This is a genomic window from Streptomyces violaceus (assembly GCF_036014075.1).
GTDB lineage: Bacteria > Actinomycetota > Actinomycetes > Streptomycetales > Streptomycetaceae > Streptomyces > Streptomyces violaceus.
Window position 1 is genome coordinate 3,282,143 of record NZ_CP107911.1, and the last position, 24,112, is coordinate 3,306,254.

Below are 24,112 nucleotides of genomic sequence, written 5' to 3' on the forward strand. Positions count from 1 at the left end.
CGCGGCGTCGCCCCGATTGGAGACCGCATGTTCCTGCACAGCCGTACGCCCCAGCTGCCCTCCCCCGAGCAGGCGCTGCCCGGCCGCCCCGTCCCGGCGTTCACGGTCCCCGACCGCCACACCGTCCTCGGCAACCCCCTGCTCGGCCCCTATCCGGAGGGCCTGGAGGTCGCCGACTTCGGCCTGGGCTGCTTCTGGGGCGCCGAGCGCAAGTTCTGGCAGCTTCCGGCGGGAGTGTGGACGACCCTGGCCGGCTACCAGGGCGGCCACACCGAGAACCCCACGTACGAGGAGGTCTGCTCGGGCCTGACCGGCCACACGGAGGTCGTGCGCGTGGTCTTCGACCCGAAGCTGATCTCGTACGAGCGCCTCCTGAAGACGTTCTGGGAGTCCCACGACCCCACGCAGGGCTTCCGCCAGGGCAACGACGTGGGCACGCAGTACCGCTCGGCGGTCTACACCCACACCCCCGAGCAGGCGGCCACCGCCCAGTCCTCCCGCGACGCCTACCAGGAGGTCCTCACGTCCTCCGGCCACGGCGAGATCACCACGGAGATCGCCCCGGCGCAGGGCCGCACCTTCTACCCGGCGGAGGGCTACCACCAGCAGTACCTGGACAAGAACCCCGCCGGATACTGCGGCATCGGCGGCACGGGGGTGTCCTGCCCGATCGGCGTGGCCAAGGCCGAGGGCTGAACCCCGGCCTCGCGGAGCGAGCGAGGGTTTGAACGCCGGTAGCGCTCGAACACCGGTACCCCTGAACACGCGGGAGCTGCCTGGCAATAGGGTGCCCCCGTGACTGCCCCCTTGAATTCGACCCTGAGTTCGGCGAAAGCCCGTCACGCGCTGCGGCTGTCCGCGCGAGTGTCCGCGGAATTGCTGCTGGTCTTCGTGATGCTGGCCGTGTCTCTGTGGCTGCTGGGCCGGATGTGGTCGGTGGTGTGGCCGCTCGTCGTCGGACTGCTGCTGACCACGCTGACCTGGCCCGCGGCCCGCTTTCTGCGTCGTCGCGGGTGGCCGCCCGCGCTCGCCGCCTCGCTTGTGACCGTGGTGTTCCTGCTGGTCGCCGCGGGCGTCGTGGCGCTGATCGCCGTACCGGTGGCGTCCCAGTCGGGCGAACTGACCGACGGCGTGGTCGAGGGCATCCAGAAGCTGCGCGAGTGGGCCGCCGGGCCACCGTTGAACATCGGTGACGCCCAGATCAACAAGGCCTTCGACACGGCGGTCGCCCGCGCCCAGGAGGGCGTCGGCAGCATGGTCGGCACGGTCGTCACCGGCGTCAGCACCGTGGTGAGCGGAGTGGTCACCGCCGTCCTCGCGCTGTTCCTGATGTTCTTCTTCCTCAAGGACGGGCCGAAGTTCCTCCCGTGGCTGTCCCGGCAGCTCCCGGGCCGGTTCGCCACCGATGTCCCGGTCGTGTTCGCGCGCGGCTGGGCCACCCTGGGGTCCTTCGTACGGTCCCAGGCGGCCGTCGGCCTGCTCGACGCGGTCCTGATCGGCCTGGGCCTGTGGATCCTGGGCGTGCCGCTGGTGCTCCCGCTGGCGGTGCTGACCTTCGTCTCCGCGTTCGTGCCGATCATCGGCGCCCTGTTCGCCGGTTTCGTCGCGGTCCTCATCGCGCTGGTCTCCAACGGCCCGACGGACGCTCTGGTGGTGCTGGCCATCATCGTGGTGGTGCAGCAGCTCGAGGGGAACGTCTTCCAGCCCATGATCCAGAGTCGTGGGCTCGGCCTCCACGCGGCCGTGGTGCTGCTGGCCGTGACGCTGGGCGGCAATCTGGCCGGCATCGTGGGCAGTCTGCTCGCCGTCCCCGTCGCCGCGCTGATCGCGGTGGTGTGGAACTACGTGCGCGAGCAGCTCAGCGAGCCGCCGCGGGAACCGGACGGCACCGACGAGCCGGACACCACCGCCCCCGTGCCGTCGTAACGGTCCGAACCGCCCCCTCCTCCTCCCGTACCGGCGTAACGACCCGGAACCGCCGCCCCCCCTTGCCGGCGTGGCGGTTCCGGACGCGCGAACGGCCCCGCCCAGGTCGCGGTGCTCCTCCTCGCTTGCGAGTCTGCAGGCGAAAGGAGTTCCGCCACATGCTTCCTGTCACCGCGTCGCCCGTGCGTATCGAGGCGTCTGTCGACGCCCGGCTGTCCCGATGGCTGTGGTTGGTGAAGTGGCTGCTCGCCATCCCGCACTACATCGTGCTGTTCTTCCTGTGGATCGCGTTCGCGGTCGTGACGGTCATCGCTTTCTTCGCCATCCTGTTCACCGCCCGGTATCCCCGGTCCCTCTTCGACTTCAGCGTCGGCGTGCTGCGCTGGAACTGGCGGGTCAGCTACTACGCCCACACCGCGCTCGGCACCGACCGGTACCCGCCGTTCACCCTCGCCGACGTGCCCGACTATCCGGCGCACTTCGACGTCGTCTATCCCGAGCGCCTGTCGCGCGGTCTGGTCCTGGTGAAGTGGTGGCTGCTGGCGATCCCGCAGTACATCGTGGTCGCGATGTTCGTCGGAGGTGGCTGGGGCGGGGGCAGTTGGCGGGGCGCCGGGCTGATGCCCTTCCTCTCCCTGGTCGCGGTGGTCATCCTGCTGTTCACCGCCCGCTACCCACGGCACCTCTTCGACTTCCTGCTCGGCCTCGCCCGCTGGTGCGCGCGGGTGACCGCCTACGCGGCCCTGATGACCGACCAGTACCCGCCGTTCCGGCTCGACATGGGCGGGCAGGACTCCCCTGGCCGAGGGCCCCTGACAAAGGGCCCCTGACAAAGGCCCGAATCCGCGGCGGAACCGATTCCTCCCGCTCTACGCTCCTGCCCATGACGGTCAGACGAGCATTACAGATGATCATGGTCGTCGCCCTGGCCCTCGCGGGGGCGGTCCAGGGTGGGGTGAGTTCCGCGCAGGCCGAGGACGGCGGGACCGCGGGGGGACGTCAGCTGCTGTTCTACAACCACGCCTATGGCGTGCTCGACCGGGAGACCGCCGACGCCATCGAGCACTCCGCCTATCTGCGGGACTTCGCCGACTTCCAGGTCCGCACCACGACCGGTTCCGGCGGACAGACCTGGACCGGCCGCTATCTCATGGGCCGCGAGACCTACTTCGAGCTGTTCGGTGTCGGCGACCTGCCCGGCAAGGACGGCACCCTCGGCTCCACCGGCATGGGCGTCTCGACCGAGCGGAGAGGCGACCTGACGACGGTGCTCGCGCGGCTGCGCGCGCAGGGGATCAGCGACCCCGTCGAGTTCCAGCAGACGCGCGACTTCGGCGACGGCGTCCCCGTGCCGTGGTTCGACGCCGTCTTCACCACCGACCAGTACGACCTCTTCGGCGCCTGGGGCATGGAGTACCGGCAGGAGTACTTCGCCGACCCGCGCGGCAACACCGAGCCCGCCGCGCACCCCGATGACGTGGGCCGGGAGCGCTATCTGTCCGACGCCTACCGCGACCACCTGATGCGCGACGTGACCGGCATCCGGCTCGCGGTGACCGCACGCGACCTCGCCAACACGGTGCCGCTGCTGAAGGCCGGCGGGTTCGCCGTACGCTCCCTGCCGGGCGGGGGCGTCGTCGCGAAGGGCGGCGGCACCACGCTCCGGTTCGACGCCGTGCCCCTCGACCAGGTGGGGCTGCGGCAGGTCGAGATGTCGCTGAACGGACCGGTGTCGTACCGGCACGAGGAGCGGATCGGTCACTCGACCCTCGCCGTCGGCCCGGGGCCCCGTGCCGTGTGGACCTTCGGCGACCAGGAGGAGCGGGCATCCCGGTAAGGATCGGCGACTTCTAAGCCCCCTGGCCCAGCCTCTCCGCGAGGAACTCCTCCCAGGTCCGCTTCCCCTCCTCCGCCCCCCGCAGGGTGAGGTTCGCCCCCGCCCGGTATGCCCGCCCCGCCTTCCCGGGGATGCGCACCGGCAGCATCGGACGGCGCCGCCCCCGGAGGCGGAGGTAGGGGCGGGCCAGGTCGGCGAGGCCGTGGACGTGCGGCCCGGTCAGGTCCGGGACGAGGCCGGACGGGGCGCCGAGGGTCAGCTCCGCGAGGCGGGCGGCGACTTCGCGGGAGTCGACCGGCTGGAGCCGGAGGCCGCCGGGGACCGGGAACACCGGCAGCTTCGCCATCTTCTCGACCATGGTCAGCGCGAGGTCGTGGAACTGGGCCGCGCGCAGGGTCGTCCACGGGATGCCCGATTCGGCGACGGCCCGCTCCGACTCCAGCTTCGTGCGCATCCAGGCCAGCGGGACCCGGTCCGCGCCGATGACCGAGATGTAGACCAGGTGCCGTACTCCGGCCCGGGCCGCGGCGCGGACCAGATTGCGGGTCGCCTCGTCGTCGCCCTTGGGGCCGCCCGCCAGGTGCAGCACGGTCTGCGCGCCGTCGAGGGCGGCCTCGACGCCCTCGCCCTTGAGCAGATCGCCGGTGACATAGTCGACGCCGTCCGCGGCGGGGCGGGCGTTCCTGCTGAGGATCCGCACGTCGTGGCCGGCCGCGCGCAGCAGCGGGACGACATGGCCGCCCAGGGTGCCCGTTCCGCCGGTGACCAGGATGGATGACGTCATGACTACTCCCCGATTGTCGACTTCGCGGTTCGCCTTCGCTGGTATGACGGAGGGCGGCGGGGAGATGTGACAGCCAGAGGAGATGTGACAGGAAAGGAGGTCCGGGAGGGCCCTGAGGCCCGGGAGGTCCCGGAGATCAGCCGCCGCTGCCGTACGGCCTCGTGATGATCTCCAGTCGGTGGCCGTCGGGGTCGTCGAAGTACGCGCCACGACCGCCGTCGTTGTGGTTGATCTCGCCGGGCCGGCTGTGGAACGGGTCCGCCCAGTACGTCAGGCCGGCCTCCCGGATACGGCCGAAGATCACGTCGAACTCGTCCTCCGAGACGAGGAAGGCGTAGTGCTGCGGCGTGATGGCGCCGGGGCTGTCCATGTAGTCGAGCGTCACGCCGTTGGGGATCTCGACCGGGAGGAACGGGCCGTAGGGCGGGCTGACTTCGAGTCCCAGGAGGTCGGCGAGGAACCGGGCCGAGGCGCGCTTGTCGTGCGCGACGACGATGGTGTGGTTCAGCTGCACGGTCATGGCTGGCCTCCCCTCCCGAACCACGATACTCCGGCACGGACTGAGGCAACCTCACCACCAGTCCATGCCGGAGCAGCCGGATCGGGGCGTCAGATCGTCGCCGTGTCGATCACGAACCGGTACCGCACATCGCTGCCCAGCACTCGCTCGTACGCCTCGTTGATCTGGTCACCGCGGATCAGCTCGATCTCGGCACCGAGGCCGTGCTCGGCGCAGAAGTCCAGCATCTCCTGGGTCTCCGGGATGCCGCCGATCATGGAACCGGCGAGCGACTTGCCGCCGCCGATCACCGAGAAGAGGTTGAGGGAGATCGGCTCCTCGGGGGCGCCGACGTTCGCCAGCGTGCCCTCGGGCTTCAGCAGCGCCAGGTAGGCGTTGAAGTCCAGCGGGGCCGACACCGTGGACACGATCAGGTCGAACGTGCCGCTCAGCTCCTCGAAGGTCTTCGGGTCGCTGGTGGCGTAGTAGTGGTCGGCGCCCAGCCGGAAGCCGTCCTCCTGCTTGCGCAGGGACTGCGACAGCACGGTGACCTCGGCGCCGAGGGCGTTCGCGATCTTCACGCCCATGTGGCCGAGGCCGCCCAGGCCGACGATCGCGACCTTCTTGCCGGGGCCGGCGCCGAAGCGCTTGAGCGGGGAGTAGAGGGTGATGCCGGCGCACAGCAGCGGCGCGGCGACGTCGAGGGAGAGGCCGTCGGGGATGCGGACGACGAAGTTCTCGTCGACGACGACCTTCTGCGAATAGCCGCCGTAGGTGGGCTCGCCGTCCCTGCCGACGGCGTTGTACGTCTGGATGTTGCCCTCGACGCAGTACTGCTCGCGCCCGGCCTTGCAGTTCTCGCACTCACGGCAGGAGTCGACCATGCAGCCGACGCCCACGCGGTCGCCGACGGCGAACTTCGTCACGCCCGGGCCGACCTCCGAGACGACACCGGCTATCTCGTGGCCGGGGACCATCGGGAAGATCGCCTCGCCCCAGCCCTCGCGGGCCTGGTGGATGTCGGAGTGGCAGATGCCGGCGAACTCGATGTCGATCAGGACGTCGAACTCGCGGACCTCGCGGCGGTCGATGGTGGTGCGCTCCAGCGGAGCCTTGGGGGCGGGTGCGGCGTACGCAGCGACAGTGGTCATGCCGGGGTTCTCCTAGCGGGGGTTCCGTGCCCGGCTGCCTTCTGGATCTTCTGACCGGGCACGATCACCAGCGTGCCGGAATCGCGAGCGTCTACCCAGACCACGGTTTTGCGTACGCACACCGTGCGTACCACTGGCGGGGTCAGGCTCGCGTGCGTACGACCATGAATACTGGAGGGCATGGACGAACAGCCCGAACCCGTACAGGAGCCCGCATCGCAGTCCGGCGGGGGCCTGGACCGGCGTGCCGAGCTCAGTGAGTTCCTGCGCACCCGGCGTGCCCGCCTGAAGCCGGAGGACGTGGGGCTGCCCGACTTCGGGCGGCGGCGGGTGCCGGGGCTGCGCCGCGAGGAGCTGGCGCAGCTGGCCGGCGTGTCCGTGGCGTACTACACACGGCTGGAGCAGGGCAACGGGCGCAACGTCTCGGCGGAGGTGCTGGACGCGATCGCGCGCGCCCTGCGGCTGAGCGACGCCGAGCACGCCCACCTGATGCACTTGGCGAAGCCGAAGCAGCACAAGAAGAAGCCGGTGGCGCGCACCCAGCAGGTACGGCCGGCGTTGCGGCATCTGCTGGACTCGATCGACGGCGTCCCGGCGTACATCGTCGGGCGCCGCTCGGACATCCTGGCCTGGAACCGGATGGCCGCGGCCCTCTTCGGCGACTGGGCGGAGCTGCCGGCGCCGGAGCGGAACTGGGCGCGGCTGGTGTTCCTCAGGCCCGAGTACCGCGAGCTGTTCGTCGAGTGGGACCAGAAGGCGTCCGACATCGTCGGCTATCTGCGCATGGACGCGGGCTGCCGTCCGGACGACCCGCGGCTGTCCGCCCTGGTGGGCGAGCTCTCCGTGAAGAGCGAGGAGTTCCGCCGGCTGTGGGCCGCGCACGACGTCAAGGAGAAGAGCTACGGCGTCAAGCGGCTGCGGCACCCGCTGGTCGGCGACCTGACCCTGTCCTTCGAGACGTTCCGCATGATCGACGACGCCGAGCAGTCCCTGATCACCTTCCACGCGGAACCGGGCACCCCGTCGGCGGAGGCCCTGCGCCTGCTGGCGAGCTGGGGCGCGGACGCGACCCGGGCGGGGGCCGGGAGCACGGCCCCACCGGCCTGACACACGCGAACGGCCCGCCGGAGCCGAGGCTTCCGACGGGCCGCCCGCTAACGGGTACTCACTTGCCGTAGTACGCGTTGTAGATCGAGATCGTCGACTTGTTGCCCTTCTTGTCGGCGATCTTGGCGTGGAAGGAGATGGCCTTCCCCTTCTCCGGGTTCTTGACGCTGACCTTGCCGTCCTTGACCGTGAGCTTCTTCCAGGTCTTGCCGTAGTCGTACGACACGTACACGGAAAGCGACTTCAGGTTGCTGCCCTTGGCCGCGCCCTCGACGGTGACCGGGATGCTGACCGTCTTGCCGGCCGGGACCTTGCTGTCCAGGCCAGTGGCCGCGTTGAAGCGGGCCGTGGAGGCGGGCAGCTGCTTGATGCCGGTGGTCTTCTTCGAGCGGAACGTCCAGCTGGCGTCGATGCGGGTGGAGGCCGCCGCGACCTTGACGCTGCGCTTGACCGACGTCGTCAGCTTGTACTCGGCGTCGCCGGCCGGGACCTTGAACGCCTCACCGCCGAACAGCGGGTCGTCGTTGCTGCCGACCTTGGTGCCGTTGCGGTAGAGGGTCGTGTTCACCGAGGTGAACAGCGAGGAGCCCGGGTTGCCCTTGCCGTCGGCGAACAGCGGCAGGGAACCGTGGATCTGGTTGCCCTCACGGAACAGACCGAAGTCGGCGTTGAGGCGCGGCCCGAAGACGGCGGTGTTGAACGTCTTCGAGTAGCTCTTGCCGCCGACGAACTTCTGGCCGCCCAGCGAGTAGCCGGCCTCGAAGACCGGGAAGCCTTCGGCGTCGACACCGCCGTTCTGCGCGAAGTCGAAGTCCCACTTCACACCGCCCTGGGTGGACAGGTGCAGCGTCCGCGTGCCCGGCAGGGCCTGCTCGACGCCGATCGAGGAGGCGCTGCCGCTCCACGGCATCCAGCCCACGGCGCTGATCGAGCCCTTCTTGCCGCTCGCCGCGGCACCGAGGCCCGCCTTCACCGTGGCAAGCTCGCTCGCCTTGTAGTGCTTGGTGTAGCCGGTGGCGAGCTGCTTGACCGGACCGCCGCCCGTGACGCTGTACTGCTCCTTGGCGCCCTTGGTCCAGTGGCCGTCCCACTGCTGGGTCACCGAACCGTCGGTGATCTGCGGGCCGACGTGCGCGGTGCGGATATCGGCGTACGAGTCGAGGAGCCAGCCGAAGCCGTAGCTGGAGTCCCCCGCCTCCACCGTGTAGTCGGCCGAGGCGAACTCCGGCTTGGCGGCGGCGTCCGGCACGGTGATGTTCACCGGCTTGGCCTTGCGGGCGTCCAGCGTGATCGTCGTGCCCTTGGTGACGTTCAGCTTGGGCTGGGCCAGCCAGTCGGCGCCCTCGAACTTCTCCGGGTCGTCGCCCACGTAGAGGTTCGTGTTGAGGACGTAGCCGCCCTTGGGCACACGGGTGGTGACGGTGCCGTCCTCGTCGTACGGCATGTAGAACTTGCCACTGCCCGTGCCGGAGACGCCGGCCAGGTCGGCGCTGTAGTTCTTGGCGGGCTTGCCGTCACGGTCGAGGAACTTCAGCGTGACGTCGTACGACTCGACCTCGCGCTGCACGGCGGCGGCCGTGCGGACGGTCTGGCCGCCGCCGGTCGCGGTCACGTACGCCGAGTACGCGCCGTCGACCGTGCCGCCCAGCTTGGTGTTCACGGTGAACGGGACGGAGGCCTTGCCGCCGGCCGGTACGGTCACCGAGGTGGCGCCGAGCTTGAAGAAGCCGGCCGGGGCGGCCGCGCCCTTGGGGTTGGTGGCGGTCGACACCAGCTTCAGCGTGACGTCCTTCGTACTGAGGTTGCGGTACGTCAGCTCCTTGGTGACCGGCTTGTCGTCGGTGTGCGGCCACTGCTGGACGCCGAAGCTCACCGAGCCCGGCTCGGCCATCACGGACTGCTTGATGGCCTGGTCGACCTGGATGCGGCCCGAACCCTGCTGGAAGGGGGTGTACTTGCCGCCCTTGGTGGAGCCGGTGAGGGCGCCCTTCAGCTCGGCGTGCTTCCACTCCGGGTGCTGCTGCTTGAGGATCGCCGCCGCGCCCGCGACATGCGGGGTCGCCATCGACGTACCGGAGATCGACATGTAGCCGGCCGGGTTCTCGCCGACCTCCTGGGCTATCTGGTTGCCCGGGGCGGAGGCCGCGGTGATGTCCACGCCGGGCGCGGTCACGTCGGGCTTGAGGGCGCCGTCCATGCCGGGGCCGCGGCTGGAGAAGTCAGCCAGCTTGTCCTTGTCGTCGACCGCGCCGACGGTCAGGGCCGCCGCGGCGCTGCCCGGGGAGCCGATGGTCTGCTCGCCGAAGTCGCCCTCGTTGCCGGCGGCGATGGCGAACAGGATGCCCTTCTCCTCGGACAGCTTGTTCACCGCCGCTTCCAGCGGGTCGATCGCGGGCGTGTCGCCGCCGCCCAGGCTCATGTTGACGACGTCGGCGCCCTCGGCGGCGGCCCACTCGATGCCGGCGAGGACCTCGGAGTCGCTGCCGAATCCGCCGTCGTCGAGCACCTTGCCGTTGAGGATCTTCGCGCCGGGCGCGACGCCCTTGTACTTGCCGCCGGACTTCGCGCCGGTGCCCGCCGCGATCGAGGCGACGTGCGTGCCGTGGCCGACCTTGTCGGTGGTGTCGGGCGAGGTGGTGAAGTTCTTGGCGCCGATCACCTGGCCCTTGAGGTCGGCGTGGGTGGCGTCGACACCGGTGTCCAGGACGGCGATCTTCACGCCCTTGCCGTCGTAGCCGGCCGACCACGCCTTGGGGGTGCCGATCTGCGCGACGGACTTGTCGAGGCTGGCCTTGCGGACGCCGTCGAGCCAGACGTGCGCGATACCGGAAGCGGTCTTGTCGCCGTTGGTGACCGCGTCCCACAGGTCGGGCGTGTCCTCCTTGGGCGTCTGCACCGCGTCCGCGTTCACGGACTTCAGCGAGTGGCTCAGGGTGCCGGCGTCGCGGACGTCGGCCTTGGTGGCCGCGGCGCTGCCCTGGTAGCCGACGATGACCTTCAGGCCCTTCTTCTGGGCCTTGCGGGTCGTGGACTTGTTGAGCTCGGTGACGTCGAAGAGCCGCTGGTCGAGCTTGCCGGTGGCGACCAGGCGGGCCGCGTCGGCCGGGATCACGAGGGTGTGGCCGTCGAGCTTGCGGACCTGGACGGGAATGTCCTCGCGTCCCTTGGCCCGCTCCAGGCCGACGACGCGGCCCTTGGCGTCCAGGACGACCCGGTCGCCGGTGATCAGTGTGATGCGGTGCTTGGCGCTGAGCGAGGTGGGCTTGGAGGCTGCGGCCGTCTGCTCGCCGTTCGCCGACGCCGGGCTGGTCATACCCGCCGCCAGGGCCACGGCTGCCGCTGTGGCGACCGTGGCCGCGCACGCCTTTTTCACTTGTCTGCGCAAGATTCCCCCTTGCAGAAGAACCAGGTGAATTCCCCGTTCACCCGGCCGGGGGTGGTCTCGTACGCATGGACGTACACCCCCCGGAATACGCAGTATGCCCAGGGGTGATCAGGTGCTCAATAGTTGAGAAGAAGGTAGGAAGTCCGTCGGCTGACTGTTACACGGCCGCCGGAACTCCGTTACAGAGCCGCGGAGTTCGCGTAGGGGGCGCAGCTCGTGGTGTGCGCGGGGTGGTCCAGGCGGATATCTCGCCCATGCTCGCGGCCCGTCTCGAGAGAGCGACCGGCAGGAACACGAGAGCCGCCGCCCGCCCCCTGTTCCGGGGGGTGAGCGGCGGCTCGCGTGCGACTGCGGAGCGCGGCTACCGGACCGTCAGGCCTCGGAACCGGCCTTCCAGTCGGCCCAGCTCATGTTCCAGCCGTTGAGGCCGTTGTCCGGCGCGACCGTCTTGTCGCCGGTGTTCTGGACGACGACCACGTCACCGAGGATCGAATTGTTGTAGAACCACGCGCCCGGCGTCTTCGGGTCGTCGGCGCCCTTCGCGTCCTGAAGGCCGACGCAGCCGTGGCTGGTGTTCACGCCGCCGAAGATGGACTTCGCGCCCCAGTAGTTGCCGTGGATGAAGGTGCCGGAGCTGGAGAGGCGGATGGCGTGCGGCACGTCCTTGATGTCGTACTCGCCCTTGCCGTCGTCGTCCGTGAAGCCCACGGTCGCGCCGTTCATGCGCGTTTCCTTGAACTTCTCGGACATCACCATGACGCCCTCGTAGGTCTTGTTCTCGGGCGAGCCGGCGGAGATCGGGATGGTCCGCACGGTCTTGCCGTCCTGCGTGATCTTCATCTGCTTGGTCTTCGCGTCGACGTACGAGACCTGGTTGCGGCCGATCTTGAAGGTGACCGTCTTCTGCTGGACCCCGTAGACACCCTCGGCGCCCTCGACACCGTCGAGCGCGAGCTTCAGCGTGACGGTGGAGCCTTCCTTCCAGTACTCCTCGGGGCGGCAGTCCATGCGGTTGGCGTTGAACCAGTGGCAGGCGACTTCCTGGCCACCGGTCGTGCTGACCTTGATGCCCTTCTGGACGGCGGCCTTGTTGGTGATCGCCTTGTCGAAGTTGATCGAGACCGGCATGCCGACGCCGACGGTGGTGCCGTCGTCCGGGGTGAAGTTGCCGATGAAGCTGTTGGCCGGGGAGACCGTGGTGAACGAGGCGTTCTCGTGGGCGACCCGGCCGTCGGCGTCCTTCGCCTCGGCGGCGAGCTTGTAGTTCGTGGAGCGCTCCAGCTGGGTGCTCGGCTTCCAGCTCTTCTTGTCGGCGGATATCTCGCCACTGACCTCCGTGCCGTCGGACGTCGTCATCGTGACGTCCGTGAGCGTCCCCTTGCGCACGGTGACGGCGGCGGAGTTGTTGATGGAGGCGTTGTCGGAGCCGTCCTCGGGCGTGATCTTGATCTGGGCCGCGGAGGTCTTCTTGGCCGCGGCCTCGTCGACCTTCGACTGGGAGCTGTCGCCCCCGTCACTCCCGGAGGCGTTGTCGTCGCCGCCGGTACAGGCCGAGAGCGCCAGCACTCCACCGAGCAGTGCGGACGCGACCGCCAGGCCCTTGCGCCGCTTACTGACCGTTATCACACGCTTCTCCATCGTTGCCGATTTCCCCAAGACCCCGAGTGTCCCCGTCCAAGACCAAGTGCCCCCGTGAGGATTCGTGAGTCCTCGTCGAGACCTTTCAACGCTACGACCGGTTCGTCCGGTTCCCCATGTGACACGGGTGTGGGGATCACCACGTCCGCGATGCGGATGGTGCTGGTGCGGTCGGTGCGTCGCTTGAGACCACGAAACCCCGGGCGGCGGTTGCCCCCCCGGGGTCATGTTTTCCCCGAGCCGCCTCAGCCGGCCGCGTCCGCCCGGCTTCCGCCGGCCCCGCCGGCCCCGCCGGCCCCGCCGGCCCCGCCTTCACCGTCCCCACCGTCGTTCAGGTCGTACTCGCCGTCATCATCATCCTCGTCGTAGTCCCACTCCGGCGAATCGGGGTCGTACTCGATCCGTTCGCTGCTCCAGGAGGCCTGCTGGAGTTCGACCCCCGGGACCTGGCTGACCAGGTCGAACGGGTCCACGAGGTACGCGAGGGCCTCCGCGGTGTCTTCCGTCACAGCGCCCTCGGCGTGTACCCGCTCCGACGCCGGCAACTCGGCGTCGTCCGCGATCCGGCGCAGCGCGGACTTGGTGACCGCGTCCGCGTCGTCGACCTCCAGAACGAGTTCCACCCGAACCCGTACAAAACGTGATGTCTCAGGAGTGCTCATGGCGGGAGCGTACGTCCAGGACCTCCCGTGACTTTCCCGTGACCCGCGCCTTTTACTAACATCACCCCACACGGCCAATTCGCCAGTGCCACAAGGGGATCGATATTCCGTGTCATCCGCTCGCCGTCCGTTGCTGACCACCACCGCCGCAGCGACCCTGCTGGGCGCCCTGTGGTTCGTCCCGTCCGCCAACGCGACGTCGGACTCCCCGGTGAGAGACGCGGTCGCGGCAAGCCCGTCGCCGCAGGTCACAGAGCAGGCGCGGATCGCTGCCACGACCGCGGGCGACTCCGTCACCGACACCCGCCTCGCCGATACGGGCAGCTTCGACAGCACGCCCTACGTGGTCGGCGGGACGCTGTTCCTCACGCTGGGCGCGGGCTTCGTCGCCTACTCGGTCCGCCGGGAACGGCTCGGACTCTGAGCGCACTTGGCGCTGGGGCGACCGCCCCGGGGCCCCACCGCGCGGCGGGGCCCCGGCCGCACTCGTCCTACTGGAGCGGCCCGGTGACCGTCTCCACCGCGGCGAGCAGCCGCCCGTCGCGCACGAACGCGTCCGCGGCGGCCAGGTCGGGCGCCAGGAACCGGTCCGGTCCGGGACCCTGAACTCCCGCTTCCCGTACGGCGGCGATGACCGCCCGCGTCGCGGGCGCCGACGTCAGCCCCTCGCGCAGTTCGACGGCGCGCGTGGCGGCGTACAGCTCGACGGCCAGGACACGGGTGAGGTTGTCGACGGCCGTGCGCAGCTTGCGCGCCGCCGACCAGCCCATCGAGACGTGGTCCTCCTGCATCGCGGAGGACGGGATCGACTCGGCGGACGCCGGTACGGCGAGCCGCTTCAGCTCGCTCACCAGCGCGGCCTGGGTGTACTGAGCGATCATCAGGCCCGAGTCCACACCGGGGTCGTCGGCGAGGAACGGCGGCAGGCCGTGGCTGCGGTTCTTGTCGAGCAGCCGGTCGGTGCGCCGCTCGGCGATGGAGCCGAGGTCGGCGGCGGCGATGGCGAGGAAGTCCAGGACGTAGGCCACGGGCGCCCCGTGGAAGTTGCCGTTGGACTCCACACGCCCGTCGGGCAGCACCACCGGGTTGTCCACCGCGGAGGCCAGCTCGCGGTCGGCGACCAGCCGGGCGTGGGCCATGGTGTCCCGCCCGGCCCCGGCGACCTGCGGGGCGCAGCGCACCGAGTAGGCGTCCTGGACGCGCGGCGCGTCGTCCTGGTGATGGCCCGTCAGGCCCGAACCCTTCAGCACGGCCAGCATGTTGGCGGCACTGGCCGCCTGCCCCGGGTGCGGCCGGATGGCGTGCAGCTCGGGGGCGAGGACCCGGTCGGTGCCGAGCAGGGCCTCCAGCGACAGGGCGGCCGTGATGTCGGCGGACCGGTAGAGCGTGTCCAGGTCGGCCAGGGCCATCACCAGCATGCCGAGCATGCCGTCGGTGCCGTTGAGGAGGGCGAGGCCTTCCTTCTCGCGCAGTTCGACCGGCTGGATGCCGTGCGCGGCGAGAAGTTCGGCGGCCGGGCGTACGGCACCGTCGGGGCCCTCGGCGTCGCCCTCCCCCATGAGCGCGAGCGCGCAGTGGGACAGCGGGGCGAGGTCGCCGGAGCAGCCGAGGGAGCCGTACTCGTGCACGACCGGGGTGATACCGGCGTTGAGGAGGTCCGCCATCGTCTGCGCGACCTCGGGCCGTACACCGGTGTGCCCGGAACAGACGGTCTTCAGCCGCAGGAACATCAGGGCGCGGACGACCTCCCGCTCCACCCTCGGCCCCATCCCGGCGGCGTGCGAGCGGACGATGTTGCGCTGGAGCTGTGCGCGCAGCTCGGGGCTGATGTGCCGGGTCGCCAGGGCCCCGAAGCCGGTGCTCACGCCGTACACGGGGTCCGGCTTGGCCGCCAGCGCCTCGACGATCTCGCGGGCCGCGCCGAGGGCGGCCACCGCCTCCTCGGAGAGCTCGACGCGGGCGCCGGCACGCGCCACCGCGAGCACCTCGGACGCGGTCACGCCCGATGTCCCCACCACCACAGTGTGCATATCCATATTCAGGAGCGTACGCAGTGAATTCGATGATGTCACCACTGGGGGCGGGGTTCACCCCTTACCGATACGTCACATCCCCCAGCCGCTCCCCTACGGCGCGTGCCGCCCGCGGAACCGCCGGCGCTCTCCGTCGGCCCCCTCGGACGGCTCGTCCGCCAGCCGCATGACGGGATCATCGGGCCCGGCTCGGCCGGCGACCACCGGCCGGGCGGCCCGCTCGGCCTTGGCCCGGTACTGGGCCGCGTCCGCGAGCCGGAACAGCCGCCGCGCGGACCGTACGGGCCCGATCGGATCCTCGGTGGAGGCGACCCCGCAGGCCACGCCGTCCCCGAGCTCCAACTCGGACGCCCGGCGGCACAGTTCGCCGGCCGCCTTCACGACCTGGTCGGCGGGCGGCCCGACCGCGAGCAGACAGAACTCGTCCCCGCCGAGCCGCGCCGCCAGGGCCCCCGGCAGCATGGCCCCGCACAGCGACAGCACCGAGCCGAAACGCTCCAGGAGCCGGTCGCCGACGGCGTGCCCATGGGTGTCGTTGACCCGCTTGAGCCCGTTCAGATCGCAGACGACGAGGCTGACGACCGCGCCGTCCCTGCGGTGCCGCTCGATCGCCTGCTCCAGGCGTACGTCCACGGCACGACGGTTGGCGAGCCCGGTCAGCGCGTCGGTGAACGCGAGGCGCCGGGCCTCCTCCAGCCGCTCGGTCTGGGCGATGCCGGCGGCCACGACGGAGGCCAGGACGGTGGCGAAGTCGGCGTCGTCCCGTTCGAAGACGGCCTCACCGGCGGGCCGGGCCACGTACAGCTCACCCCAGGCCCGCCCGTGCAGCACGATCGGCGCGACCACGCAGCAGCCGCGGCCCCGGCGGCGCAGGGCGGCGACGCGCTGGTGGCAGTACCCGGGACGCCGCCCCGCGGCGGGCCCCTCGGCGGTCTCCACCCACGCGTCGGGCTCCCCGCCCCCCGACGCCCACTGCTCGTGCAGGAACTCGGTGATCTCCGCGAACTGGTGCACCGGATAGGACTCGTCCTCCGGGAACTCCTCTTCCCCGTCGGCCAGCGCACCGACGTTCACGAGGACTTTCAGCCGCCCGAGCTCCCGTTCCCACACCGACAGCGCGGCAAAGCTCCCGCCCAGCGCCCTGCACGCCCCGGCAGCCGCCGCACGCCACGCCTCACGCGACCCGTGTGCGGCCGCCATCCCCTGAGCCAACGCGACGACGGCCACCAGCCGTCTGTCCTCACCCATCACTCCAGGCTAGGGACTTTTCAGCCAATCCGTTCTATTGACGACGCGAACGGGGACGACCGCGCTGCGGGCGCGTCCCGCCTCAGCTGCGGGCATGCGTGCCGCTAGGGGCGGCACGGGTGGGCGCAGCGGCACCTCGTTTCGCCGAGTTGCGCACCCACCCGCCCCCAGCAGCAAACCCTGTGCACAGATCACTCCCCGGGCCACTCCGGCTTCCGCTTCTCATTGAACGCGGCAACCCCCTCCGCCCGGTCCCCGGAGAACGCCACCGCCCGCCACGCCGCGTCCTCCACCTCGAGCCCGGCCCGCAGATCAAGCCCCTGCCCCAAACGCAACGCCCGCTTCGCCGCCCGCAACCCCACCGGCGAATTCCCCGCGATCCGCGAGGCCAGCTCCAAGGCCGCCTCCCGGTCCCGCCCCTCCTCCACCACCTGATCCACCAACCCCAACTCGCCCGCCTCGACGGCCTCCACCCGCCGCGCCGAGAAGATCAGCTCAGCCGCCCGCGCCACCCCCACCCGGCGCGGCAGCAACTGCGTGCCCCCGCCCCCGGGAATCACCCCCACCGACACCTCCGGCAGCCCCACCACCGCCGTACGGTCCGCCACGATCACGTCACACGCGAGCGCCAGCTCGAACCCGCCCCCCAGCGCGAACCCGTGCACCGCCGCCACCGTCGGCACCGGCACCTCCAGCACCCCGGTGTACGCCCCACGCGCCACCGGCCGCTGCCGCACCAGATCCGCGTCGCTGAACGAGTTCCGCTCCTTCAGATCGGCCCCCACACAGAACGCCCGCTCATGCGTCGAGGTCAGCACGACCACCCGTACGTCCCGGTCCTCCCCCAGCGCCGTACACGCCCCGGCGATGGACCGCGCCATCTCGGTCGACACGGCGTTCATGGCCTTGGGCCGGTCGAGGACGAGCTCCGCGACACGCCCCTGCTCATGCCGCCGCACCAGCACGAACTCCCCGTACCGTTCCTCGTTCATGACACCCTCCGGTTAACGCGGGTTAACAACCTCACCGCCCCGATCATCGCAGCCGCACTCCACGCACGAAAGAGCGGACGCGACCGGTTCCCGCACCATCACACCATCACCCGCCCACCCGTTCGAGTGACATCACCTCAATTGCGGCCCGACCACCCATGGGAGCGCATAGCGTGCGTCCGCCAACGGCGCACAGGGGGCGCGTGCGCATCGGGGAGGAACCGTGATGAGGACGAACATGCCGGCGAAGCCACAGCGGGACACCGGGGCCGCCACGGCACCTCGCCGCAGGGAACCGGCCCCACCCCACGAGCCGCCCCCGACGGAAACCGGCCTTTCCGCCCCCCGCGTCCGAGGCCGCCACCGCAAGCCCCGCTCCCGCAAGGTTTTGCTCGCCGGCGGCCTGGCCCTCGCCGCCGGCGCCCTGAGCCTCGTACGCCTGGCCTCCGGCCCGAGCCCCGACGGCGTCGGCACCGTCGAGGCCGAACCCCGCCCCGACCCGGTCACCACCGGCACGGACACGGCCACCGGCACCACCGCGACCTTCCCGGCCGCCCCCGAGACCAGTCCTTCGTCACCCACGGTCCTGGGCGGCCCGACGCCGACCCCGGTCACCAGGGGCGCCCGGCCGGCCCCGCCCGCCACGACCGGCACCCGAGGGGCCACCACGACCGCCGCTCACCGGCCCACGGCCATCCCCGGCACGCCGAACACCCCGGCACCGGCCGCCCAGGGCAACGTCCCTCGCCCGACCCCGGCCACGCCCGCTCCACCGAGCCGGACCACGCCAGTCCCGGCGCCCAGGCCCGAGCAACCGAAGAAACCGGACGACCCCGGCCTGTGCCTGCCGGTCATCGGCGTGTGCGTGGACACCCCGGGCCGCCGCGGCTGACCGCCCCTGTCAGCCCAGGTCCCGCCGTGTGAGCAGCCACGGCTCCACTACGCCCAGCCCACGCACGGGCCGCTGCCACATCGGCTGCAACGCGAACCGGTACGCCGGAGGCTCCTCGCCCTCCTTCTCCGCCGCCGCGGCCTCCTCGGCCGCCTCCGCTTCGGAGGACGGGGCGTCCTGCGTGCGGATCAGCTCCTCGGCGAAGGCGGTGTCGACGAGGACGGCGTCCTTCGGAGCTATCGAGGTGAGCCGGGAGGCCAAATTCACGGTGGTACCGAAGACATCGCCCATACGGGTGGTCACGGTGCCGAACGCCATGCCGACGCGCAGCTCCGGCATCGTCTCGTCGTGCGCCATGGTCTCGATCAGCCGCAGGGCGATCTCGGCGGCGACGCCCGCGTCGTCGGCGGCGTACAGCACCTCGTCGCCGAGGGTCTTGATCAGCCGTCCGCCGTTCGCGGCCACCAGGTCGGCGGCCGTGGTCTCGAAGGCCTCGACCAGCTCGCCGAGCTCCTCCTCCTCCATCCGGCGGGTGAGGCGGGTGAACCCGACCAGGTCCGCGAAGCCGACGGCGAGGCGCCGGTCGACCATCTCCTCGTCGTCGGCGGCCTGCACGACCCGTCCGGCCGAGGCGGCGAGCTGACGCCGCCAGACATAGACCAGGAACTCCTCCAGCTCGGGCAGGAGCAGCTCGACGATCGGGTACGTCACCTCGGTGCGCGTCATGCCCGGCTCGGGCGGCTCGGTCAGCCCTTCCAGGAAGGAGTCGATCTGCCACTCGGCGAGCCGGGCGGTGGTCTGCCCGGTGGACCGGGCCACCTGTACGGCCATCGCCTCGCTCAGCAGCCCCGCCTCGACGAGACCGGCGAGACGCCGCAGGGCGAGTACGTCCGCCTCGGTGAGGGCCTTGGCCTGCCCGATGTCCGCGAAGCCCATCGCCCGCCAGAAGCGGGAGGCCAGTTCCATGGAGACACCGGCGCTGCGGGCCGCCTGAAACGGGGTGTACCGGCGCTCGGCCCCCAGAATGAGCCCTTCGAGGCGCAGGGCGAGCGGGTCCTCGCCGGGGTCGGCGCCCTGCGCGTCCGTACCGGAATCCGGGTCTTCGACGGTCACGCGTGCTGCCCTTCCGATCTGTCACGGTCATGTATCGACCGGCCTCAACTCTACGGCAGGTGTGCGCCAGCTCACTCCGTCAGGGCCAGCCAGGTGGTGAGGTACCCGGCGTTTGCCTCGCACTCGGCGTTGCCCCACCGTCCACAGGGGGCTCCGACGTAGCTGCGGGCAATCGTGCCGCTAAGGGCGGCACGGGTGGGCGCAGCGGCACCCCGCTACGCCGGGCTGCGCACCCACCCCCCTGCAGCCTCAGGCGGGCCTCAGGTGCACGATGTCCCCCGCCCCCACCGGCTCCTGCACCCCGTCCTCCGTAGCCAGCACCAACCGCCCGTCCCCATCCACGGCCACGGCCTCCCCCACCACGCCCCGATCCCCCGGCAACTCCGCCCGCACGGTCCGCCCGAGCGTCGCGCACCCCGCCGCGTACGCCTCCTGCAACCCGCTCACCCCCGGGTCACCCCCGGCGGCACGCCACTTCCCGTACCACTCCTCCAAAGAACGAAGCACCCCCCGCAACAGCGGATCCCTATCCGTGCTCACCGCCCCGGCCAGCTCCAGCGACCCCGCCGTCGGCACCGGCAGCTCGTCCTCCTTCAGCGAGACATTGACGCCGACCCCGATCACGACCCCGTCGTCGCCGGCCCGCTCGGCGAGGATCCCCCCGGCCTTGCGTTCCTCGCCCCGCACCGTGACCAGCACGTCGTTCGGCCACTTCAGGGCCGTGTCGACACCCGCCGCCCGCGACAGCCCCGCCGCCACCGCCACGCCCGTGAGCAACGGCAGCCACCCCCACCGCGCCACCGGCACCTCGCTCGGCGTCAGCAGCACGGAGAAGAAGAGGCCGGAACGGGCCGGTGCCGTCCACTGCCGGTCGAGGCGGCCGCGCGCGGCGGTCTGCTCCTCGGCGACGAGCACCGCGCCCTCGACGGCCCCGCCCTCGGCCGCCCGGGCCACGAGGTCGGAGTTGGTGGAGCCGGTGCGCTGCACCACGTCCACCTCCGACCACAGCCCTCCCTCCCGCACCAGCCCCCGGCGCAGGGCGGTGACATTGAGGGGCGGGCGGTCGAGGTCGGACCATCGGCTCGACCTCGGCTCACGGGGCCCGTTGGGCGGGTTTCCATCTGCACCTGGCGGCTTGTTCATGCAAGCCACCCTAGGTTTGACACCCTCCATCCCGCAGAGGGAGTGGATTCCAGCCCGGAAGGGCTGAGGTTCACGGGCGCTCGGCCACTCCGTGGCGACGCCCCTCCGGCGTGTCCCGCCGCGACACCTTGATCGTATGCGCCACATCGGCCACCGCGCCGCCGATTCCGTAGATCTCATCGGCGTTCCTGGGAAGGCAGGGGCGGTGTGGTAAACGCCGCACTGCCGACCCGAGGGCACCGCACTACTCTACGGATGAGTAACCGTCCCCCCTTTTGAGCAGGCAGGGAGCCCCATCCCGATGTCCGAGCCGGAAGAGCTGCAGCAGCCTGACAATCACACGACCGCGGGCAAGCTCGCGGATCTCCAGCGCCGCATCGAGGAAGCGACGCACGCCGGCTCCGCACGCGCCGTCGAGAAGCAGCACGCCAAGGGCAAGCTGACGGCCCGTGAGCGGATCGAACTCCTCCTGGACGAAGCCTCCTTCGTCGAGCTGGACGAGTTCGCCCGGCACCGGTCCACCAACTTCGGCCTGGACCAGAACCGCCCGTACGGCGACGGCGTCGTCACCGGGTACGGCACCGTCGACGGCCGTCCCGTCGCCGTCTTCTCGCAGGACTTCACGGTCTTCGGCGGGGCCCTCGGCGAGGTCTACGGCCAGAAGATCGTCAAGGTCATGGACTTCGCGCTGAAGACCGGCTGCCCGGTCATCGGCATCAACGACTCCGGCGGGGCCAGGATTCAGGAGGGCGTCGCCTCGCTCGGCGCCTACGGCGAGATCTTCCGCCGCAACACCCATGCCTCCGGCGTGATCCCGCAGATCAGCCTGGTCGTCGGCCCGTGCGCGGGCGGGGCCGTCTACTCCCCGGCCATCACCGACTTCACGGTCATGGTCGACCAGACCTCGCACATGTTCATCACCGGGCCCGACGTCATCAAGACCGTCACCGGCGAGGACGTCGGCTTCGAGGAGCTGGGCGGAGCCAGGACCCACAACTCGACCTCGGGCGTGGCCCACCACATGGCCGGGGACGAGAAGGACGCCATCGAGTACGTCAAGCAGCTGCTGTCGTACCTGCCGTCCAACAACCTCTCCGAGCCGCCGGTCTTCGCGGAGGAGGCCGACCTCGACATCACCGACGAGGACCGCGAGCTGGACGTCATCGTCCCGGACAGCGCGAACCAGCCGTACGACATGCACGCGGTGATCGAGCACGTCCTGGACGACGCCGAGTTCTTCGAGACGCAGCCGCTGTACGCGCCGAACATCGTCACCGGTTTCGGCCGGGTCGAGGGCCACCCCGTCGGCATCGTCGCCAACCAGCCGATGCAGTTCGCCGGCTGCCTCGACATCACCGCCTCCGAGAAGGCGGCCCGCTTCGTGCGGACCTGCGACGCCTTCAACGTCCCGGTCATCACCTTCGTGGACGTCCCCGGCTTCCTGCCCGGCGTCGACCAGGAGCACGACGGCATCATCCGCCGCGGCGCCAAGCTGATCTACGCCTACGCCGAGGCCACCGTCCCGCTCATCACGGTCATCACGCGCAAGGCCTTCGGCGGCGCCTACGACGTCATGGGCTCCAAGCACCTGGGCGCCGACCTCAACCTCGCCTGGCCCACCGCCCAGATCGCCGTCATGGGCGCCCAGGGCGCGGTCAACATCCTGCACCGCCGCACGATCGCCGAGGCGGAGGCGAACGGTGAGGATCTCGAGGCGGTCCGGGCCCGGCTGATCCAGGAGTACGAGGACGCGCTGCTCAACCCCTACGTCGCGGCCGAGCGCGGCTACGTCGACGCGGTGATCATGCCGTCCGACACCCGCTGCCACGTCGTACGGGGTCTGCGTCAACTGCGTACGAAGCGGGAATCCCTGCCTCCGAAGAAGCACGGCAACATCCCCCTCTAGCCCTCAGCGAGCCCAGGAGGCCCACATGACGATCAAGGTCGTACGGGGCAACCCGACCCCGGAGGAGCTGGCCGCCGCACTGGCGGTGGTCAGGGCCCGCGCCGCGGCGGCGACAGACACACCGCCCGGCGCACCCGCCCCCCGCGACTCCTGGTCCGACCCGTCCCGCATCGCATCCCACCGCCTGCCCCAGCCGGGGCCGGCGGCCTGGGGCCGCACCTACTGGCCGGGGTGAGATCCGCTTCTTCAGGGGCGCGGGGAAACCGCGCACTGCGCGGCAACGCGGGGCGCCGATTTGAGTATCCCTACTCAGGCGCCCCGCCCTGCCAAGCCGCACGCTGGTGCCATGCTGTGGTCCGACCCCGAGAACGAACCGCCCGAAGAACTGCGTGACATGCAGGACATGCTGCGGCGACTGAGCGTTCTCCTGGCCCTGGCCATGGTGCTTGCGATGATCGTGATCGGAGTGAGGTGAGTCGGCCTCGCTCAGGTGACTAACCTGATGGCATGACCGCTCAGCGCCGCAGGCGACTCGTCCTCGCCTCCCAGTCCCCCGCCCGGCTCGGACTGCTCCGCCAGGCCGGACTCACCCCCGAGGTGATCGTGAGCGGCGTCGACGAGGACGCCATCACCGCCCCCACCCCCGCCGAGCTGGCGCTCGCCCTCGCCGAGGCGAAGGCCTCCGTCGTGGCGGCCCGGCCGGAGACCAAGGGCGCGCTCGTGATCGGCTGCGACTCGGTGCTCGACCTGGACGGCCAGGCCCTCGGCAAGCCCGCCGACGCCGAGGAGGCCACCGCACGCTGGAAGTCGATGCGCGGCCGCGCCGGCACCCTCCAGACCGGCCACTGCGTCTACGACACCCTCACCGGCCGCTACGTCTCCGCCACCGCGTCCACCGTCGTCCACTTCGGCGACCCCACCGACGAGGAGATCGCCGCCTACGTCACCTCCGGCGAACCGCTCTACGTCGCCGGGGCGTTCACCCTGGACGGCCGCTCGGCCCCGTTCATCAACGGCATCGACGGCGACCACGGCAACGTGATCGGCATCAGCCTGCCCCTGGTCCGGCGGCTCCTCGCCGACCTGGGCGTGGGCATCACGGAGTTGTGGGCGCCGGCGGAGCAGTGACCGGGGACCCGTCGCCGCCGGTCCCGGCCCGGGGCGCGGCGTCGGCGGGCTCGGCCGGGCGGTCGTACGTCATCAGCAGCAGGACGATCAGGCCGAGCACCAGCATCATGAACAGGAACGCGGGCCAGCCGACGAGCCCCCAGGTGAAGGCGCCGAGCAGCCCGTGCACGACCGCCGCGCTGATCAGCAGCACGCGCCCGAAGCCCGCCGGGGGGCGGTCCCGCAGCGCCACGAGCAGGGCGACCAGGCCGCACAGCGCGAAGTAGAGGCCGAAGGCGATCCCGCCGATCTTCGACGACACCGACATCATGTGCGGATCGAGCCCGGCCAGGGACATGTCCTGCCGGTCGACGACGACCCCGAGGAACCAGTTCAGCGCGGCGATGCCGAACGCCTCGACGAACAGCACCAACGCCACGACCCACGCCACCGGCCTGCGCACCACCGGGCCCACCCTCTTACCCCTAGTACGTTCGAGACATCGCGAACGCTACTGACAGGTAAACCCTGGGACAAGGGTTCCGCGGCGGGCAAAGAATCATTGGGCCATTCGTAGGGACTCCACAAAGAAACGGAGTGGCCCGCAGCACGTGATGACAGAGACCTTGGCCACAGAGGACGGCTAGGGTTTCCCGAAGGAGTGCTGCGTACCGCGGTGCGACAAGGGA

23 protein-coding genes are annotated in these 24,112 nt (G+C 70.8%); 11 read left to right on the forward strand and 12 right to left on the reverse strand.

What is annotated here, in order from left to right:
* Positions 1 to 27: 27 nt before the first annotated feature.
* The 4 genes from msrA (at position 28) to OG542_RS14570 (ending at position 3,763) form a co-directional block, all read left to right on the forward strand.
* Positions 28 to 696, forward strand: coding sequence for a peptide-methionine (S)-S-oxide reductase MsrA (gene msrA, locus OG542_RS14555; protein ID WP_328411228.1), 669 nt, complete (start codon positions 28 to 30; stop codon positions 694 to 696).
* 123 nt (positions 697 to 819) lie between these two features.
* Positions 820 to 1,926, forward strand: coding sequence for an AI-2E family transporter (locus OG542_RS14560; protein ID WP_408057866.1), 1,107 nt, complete (start codon positions 820 to 822; stop codon positions 1,924 to 1,926).
* 158 nt (positions 1,927 to 2,084) lie between these two features.
* A complete protein-coding gene (locus OG542_RS14565) occupies positions 2,085 to 2,756 on the forward strand; it encodes a DUF4389 domain-containing protein (RefSeq protein WP_311127471.1) in 672 nt (223 codons plus the stop codon).
* Between the two features lie 77 nt (positions 2,757 to 2,833).
* A complete protein-coding gene (locus OG542_RS14570) occupies positions 2,834 to 3,763 on the forward strand; it encodes a DUF5829 family protein (protein WP_328417911.1) in 930 nt (309 codons plus the stop codon).
* Positions 3,764 to 3,776: 13 nt separating this feature from the next.
* Here the strand turns inward: OG542_RS14570 and OG542_RS14575 are convergent, their stop codons facing one another.
* From OG542_RS14575 to OG542_RS14585, 3 genes are all read right to left on the reverse strand, one after another.
* A complete protein-coding gene (locus OG542_RS14575; protein ID WP_311127469.1) occupies positions 3,777 to 4,547 on the reverse strand; it encodes an SDR family oxidoreductase in 771 nt (256 codons plus the stop codon).
* 136 nt (positions 4,548 to 4,683) lie between these two features.
* The gene (locus tag OG542_RS14580) at positions 4,684 to 5,067 is read right to left on the reverse strand and encodes a VOC family protein (RefSeq protein ID WP_193481718.1); all 384 of its coding nucleotides are present in this window, start codon (positions 5,065 to 5,067) and stop codon (positions 4,684 to 4,686) included.
* An 89-nt stretch (positions 5,068 to 5,156) separates the two neighbouring features.
* On the reverse strand, positions 5,157 to 6,197 hold the full coding sequence (locus OG542_RS14585) for an NAD(P)-dependent alcohol dehydrogenase (protein WP_328411233.1): 1,041 nt from the start codon (positions 6,195 to 6,197) through the stop codon (positions 5,157 to 5,159).
* Positions 6,198 to 6,377: 180 nt separating this feature from the next.
* Here OG542_RS14585 and OG542_RS14590 point away from each other — a divergent pair, with 180 nt between their 5' ends.
* A complete protein-coding gene (locus OG542_RS14590; RefSeq protein ID WP_328411234.1) occupies positions 6,378 to 7,304 on the forward strand; it encodes a helix-turn-helix domain-containing protein in 927 nt (308 codons plus the stop codon).
* 58 nt (positions 7,305 to 7,362) lie between these two features.
* Here OG542_RS14590 and OG542_RS14595 read toward each other — a convergent pair whose 3' ends face one another.
* The 3 genes from OG542_RS14595 to OG542_RS14605 form a co-directional block, all read right to left on the reverse strand.
* Positions 7,363 to 10,677 (reverse strand): S8 family peptidase, encoded by a 3,315-nt coding sequence (locus tag OG542_RS14595; protein WP_328417913.1) that lies wholly within the window; start codon positions 10,675 to 10,677, stop codon positions 7,363 to 7,365.
* A 384-nt stretch (positions 10,678 to 11,061) separates the two neighbouring features.
* A complete protein-coding gene (locus OG542_RS14600; protein WP_193481715.1) occupies positions 11,062 to 12,327 on the reverse strand; it encodes a L,D-transpeptidase in 1,266 nt (421 codons plus the stop codon).
* A gap of 245 nt (positions 12,328 to 12,572) precedes the next feature.
* Positions 12,573 to 12,989, reverse strand: coding sequence for a hypothetical protein (locus OG542_RS14605; RefSeq protein WP_328411239.1), 417 nt, complete (start codon positions 12,987 to 12,989; stop codon positions 12,573 to 12,575).
* A 109-nt stretch (positions 12,990 to 13,098) separates the two neighbouring features.
* Here OG542_RS14605 and OG542_RS14610 point away from each other — a divergent pair, with 109 nt between their 5' ends.
* On the forward strand, positions 13,099 to 13,413 hold the full coding sequence (locus OG542_RS14610; protein WP_328411241.1) for a hypothetical protein: 315 nt from the start codon (positions 13,099 to 13,101) through the stop codon (positions 13,411 to 13,413).
* Positions 13,414 to 13,480: 67 nt separating this feature from the next.
* On the opposite strand, the gene hutH is transcribed toward OG542_RS14610, so the two are convergent.
* From hutH to OG542_RS14625, 3 genes are all read right to left on the reverse strand, one after another.
* A complete protein-coding gene (hutH, locus tag OG542_RS14615) occupies positions 13,481 to 15,019 on the reverse strand; it encodes a histidine ammonia-lyase (RefSeq protein ID WP_328417915.1) in 1,539 nt (512 codons plus the stop codon).
* A 96-nt stretch (positions 15,020 to 15,115) separates the two neighbouring features.
* Positions 15,116 to 16,270 carry a GGDEF domain-containing protein gene (locus OG542_RS14620; RefSeq protein ID WP_328411243.1) on the reverse strand — a complete coding sequence of 385 codons (1,155 nt, stop codon included), beginning with the start codon at positions 16,268 to 16,270 and terminating at the stop codon, positions 15,116 to 15,118.
* 191 nt (positions 16,271 to 16,461) lie between these two features.
* Positions 16,462 to 17,262, reverse strand: coding sequence for an enoyl-CoA hydratase/isomerase family protein (locus OG542_RS14625; RefSeq protein ID WP_328411245.1), 801 nt, complete (start codon positions 17,260 to 17,262; stop codon positions 16,462 to 16,464).
* Positions 17,263 to 17,488: 226 nt separating this feature from the next.
* Here OG542_RS14625 and OG542_RS14630 point away from each other — a divergent pair, with 226 nt between their 5' ends.
* The gene (locus tag OG542_RS14630) at positions 17,489 to 18,154 is read left to right on the forward strand and encodes a hypothetical protein (RefSeq protein WP_328411247.1); all 666 of its coding nucleotides are present in this window, start codon (positions 17,489 to 17,491) and stop codon (positions 18,152 to 18,154) included.
* A 9-nt stretch (positions 18,155 to 18,163) separates the two neighbouring features.
* Here OG542_RS14630 and OG542_RS14635 read toward each other — a convergent pair whose 3' ends face one another.
* Together OG542_RS14635 and OG542_RS14640 are read right to left on the reverse strand one after the other, a co-directional pair.
* Positions 18,164 to 19,267 carry an adenylate/guanylate cyclase domain-containing protein gene (locus OG542_RS14635; RefSeq protein ID WP_193481709.1) on the reverse strand — a complete coding sequence of 368 codons (1,104 nt, stop codon included), beginning with the start codon at positions 19,265 to 19,267 and terminating at the stop codon, positions 18,164 to 18,166.
* A gap of 249 nt (positions 19,268 to 19,516) precedes the next feature.
* Positions 19,517 to 20,410, reverse strand: a complete 894-nt coding sequence (locus OG542_RS14640; protein ID WP_328411249.1) for a biotin--[acetyl-CoA-carboxylase] ligase — start codon at positions 20,408 to 20,410, stop codon at positions 19,517 to 19,519.
* A 301-nt stretch (positions 20,411 to 20,711) separates the two neighbouring features.
* Here OG542_RS14640 and OG542_RS14645 point away from each other — a divergent pair, with 301 nt between their 5' ends.
* The 4 genes from OG542_RS14645 (at position 20,712) to OG542_RS14660 (ending at position 23,444) form a co-directional block, all read left to right on the forward strand.
* Positions 20,712 to 22,316 carry an acyl-CoA carboxylase subunit beta gene (locus OG542_RS14645; protein WP_328411251.1) on the forward strand — a complete coding sequence of 535 codons (1,605 nt, stop codon included), beginning with the start codon at positions 20,712 to 20,714 and terminating at the stop codon, positions 22,314 to 22,316.
* 25 nt (positions 22,317 to 22,341) lie between these two features.
* Positions 22,342 to 22,551 carry an acyl-CoA carboxylase epsilon subunit gene (locus tag OG542_RS14650; RefSeq protein ID WP_311127459.1) on the forward strand — a complete coding sequence of 70 codons (210 nt, stop codon included), beginning with the start codon at positions 22,342 to 22,344 and terminating at the stop codon, positions 22,549 to 22,551.
* 111 nt (positions 22,552 to 22,662) lie between these two features.
* A complete protein-coding gene (mmpB, locus tag OG542_RS14655; RefSeq protein WP_142160211.1) occupies positions 22,663 to 22,791 on the forward strand; it encodes a morphogenic membrane protein MmpB in 129 nt (42 codons plus the stop codon).
* A 32-nt stretch (positions 22,792 to 22,823) separates the two neighbouring features.
* Entirely contained in the window at positions 22,824 to 23,444 is a 621-nt protein-coding gene (locus OG542_RS14660; RefSeq protein WP_311127458.1) for a Maf family protein, read from the forward strand.
* Here OG542_RS14660 and OG542_RS14665 read toward each other — a convergent pair.
* Positions 23,413 to 23,889: a hypothetical protein gene (locus tag OG542_RS14665; RefSeq protein ID WP_311127457.1), complete on the reverse strand. Its 477-nt coding sequence runs from the start codon at positions 23,887 to 23,889 to the stop codon at positions 23,413 to 23,415. The two genes, OG542_RS14660 and OG542_RS14665, sit on opposite strands and share 32 nt — an antisense overlap.
* Between the last annotated feature and the right edge of the window lie 223 nt (positions 23,890 to 24,112).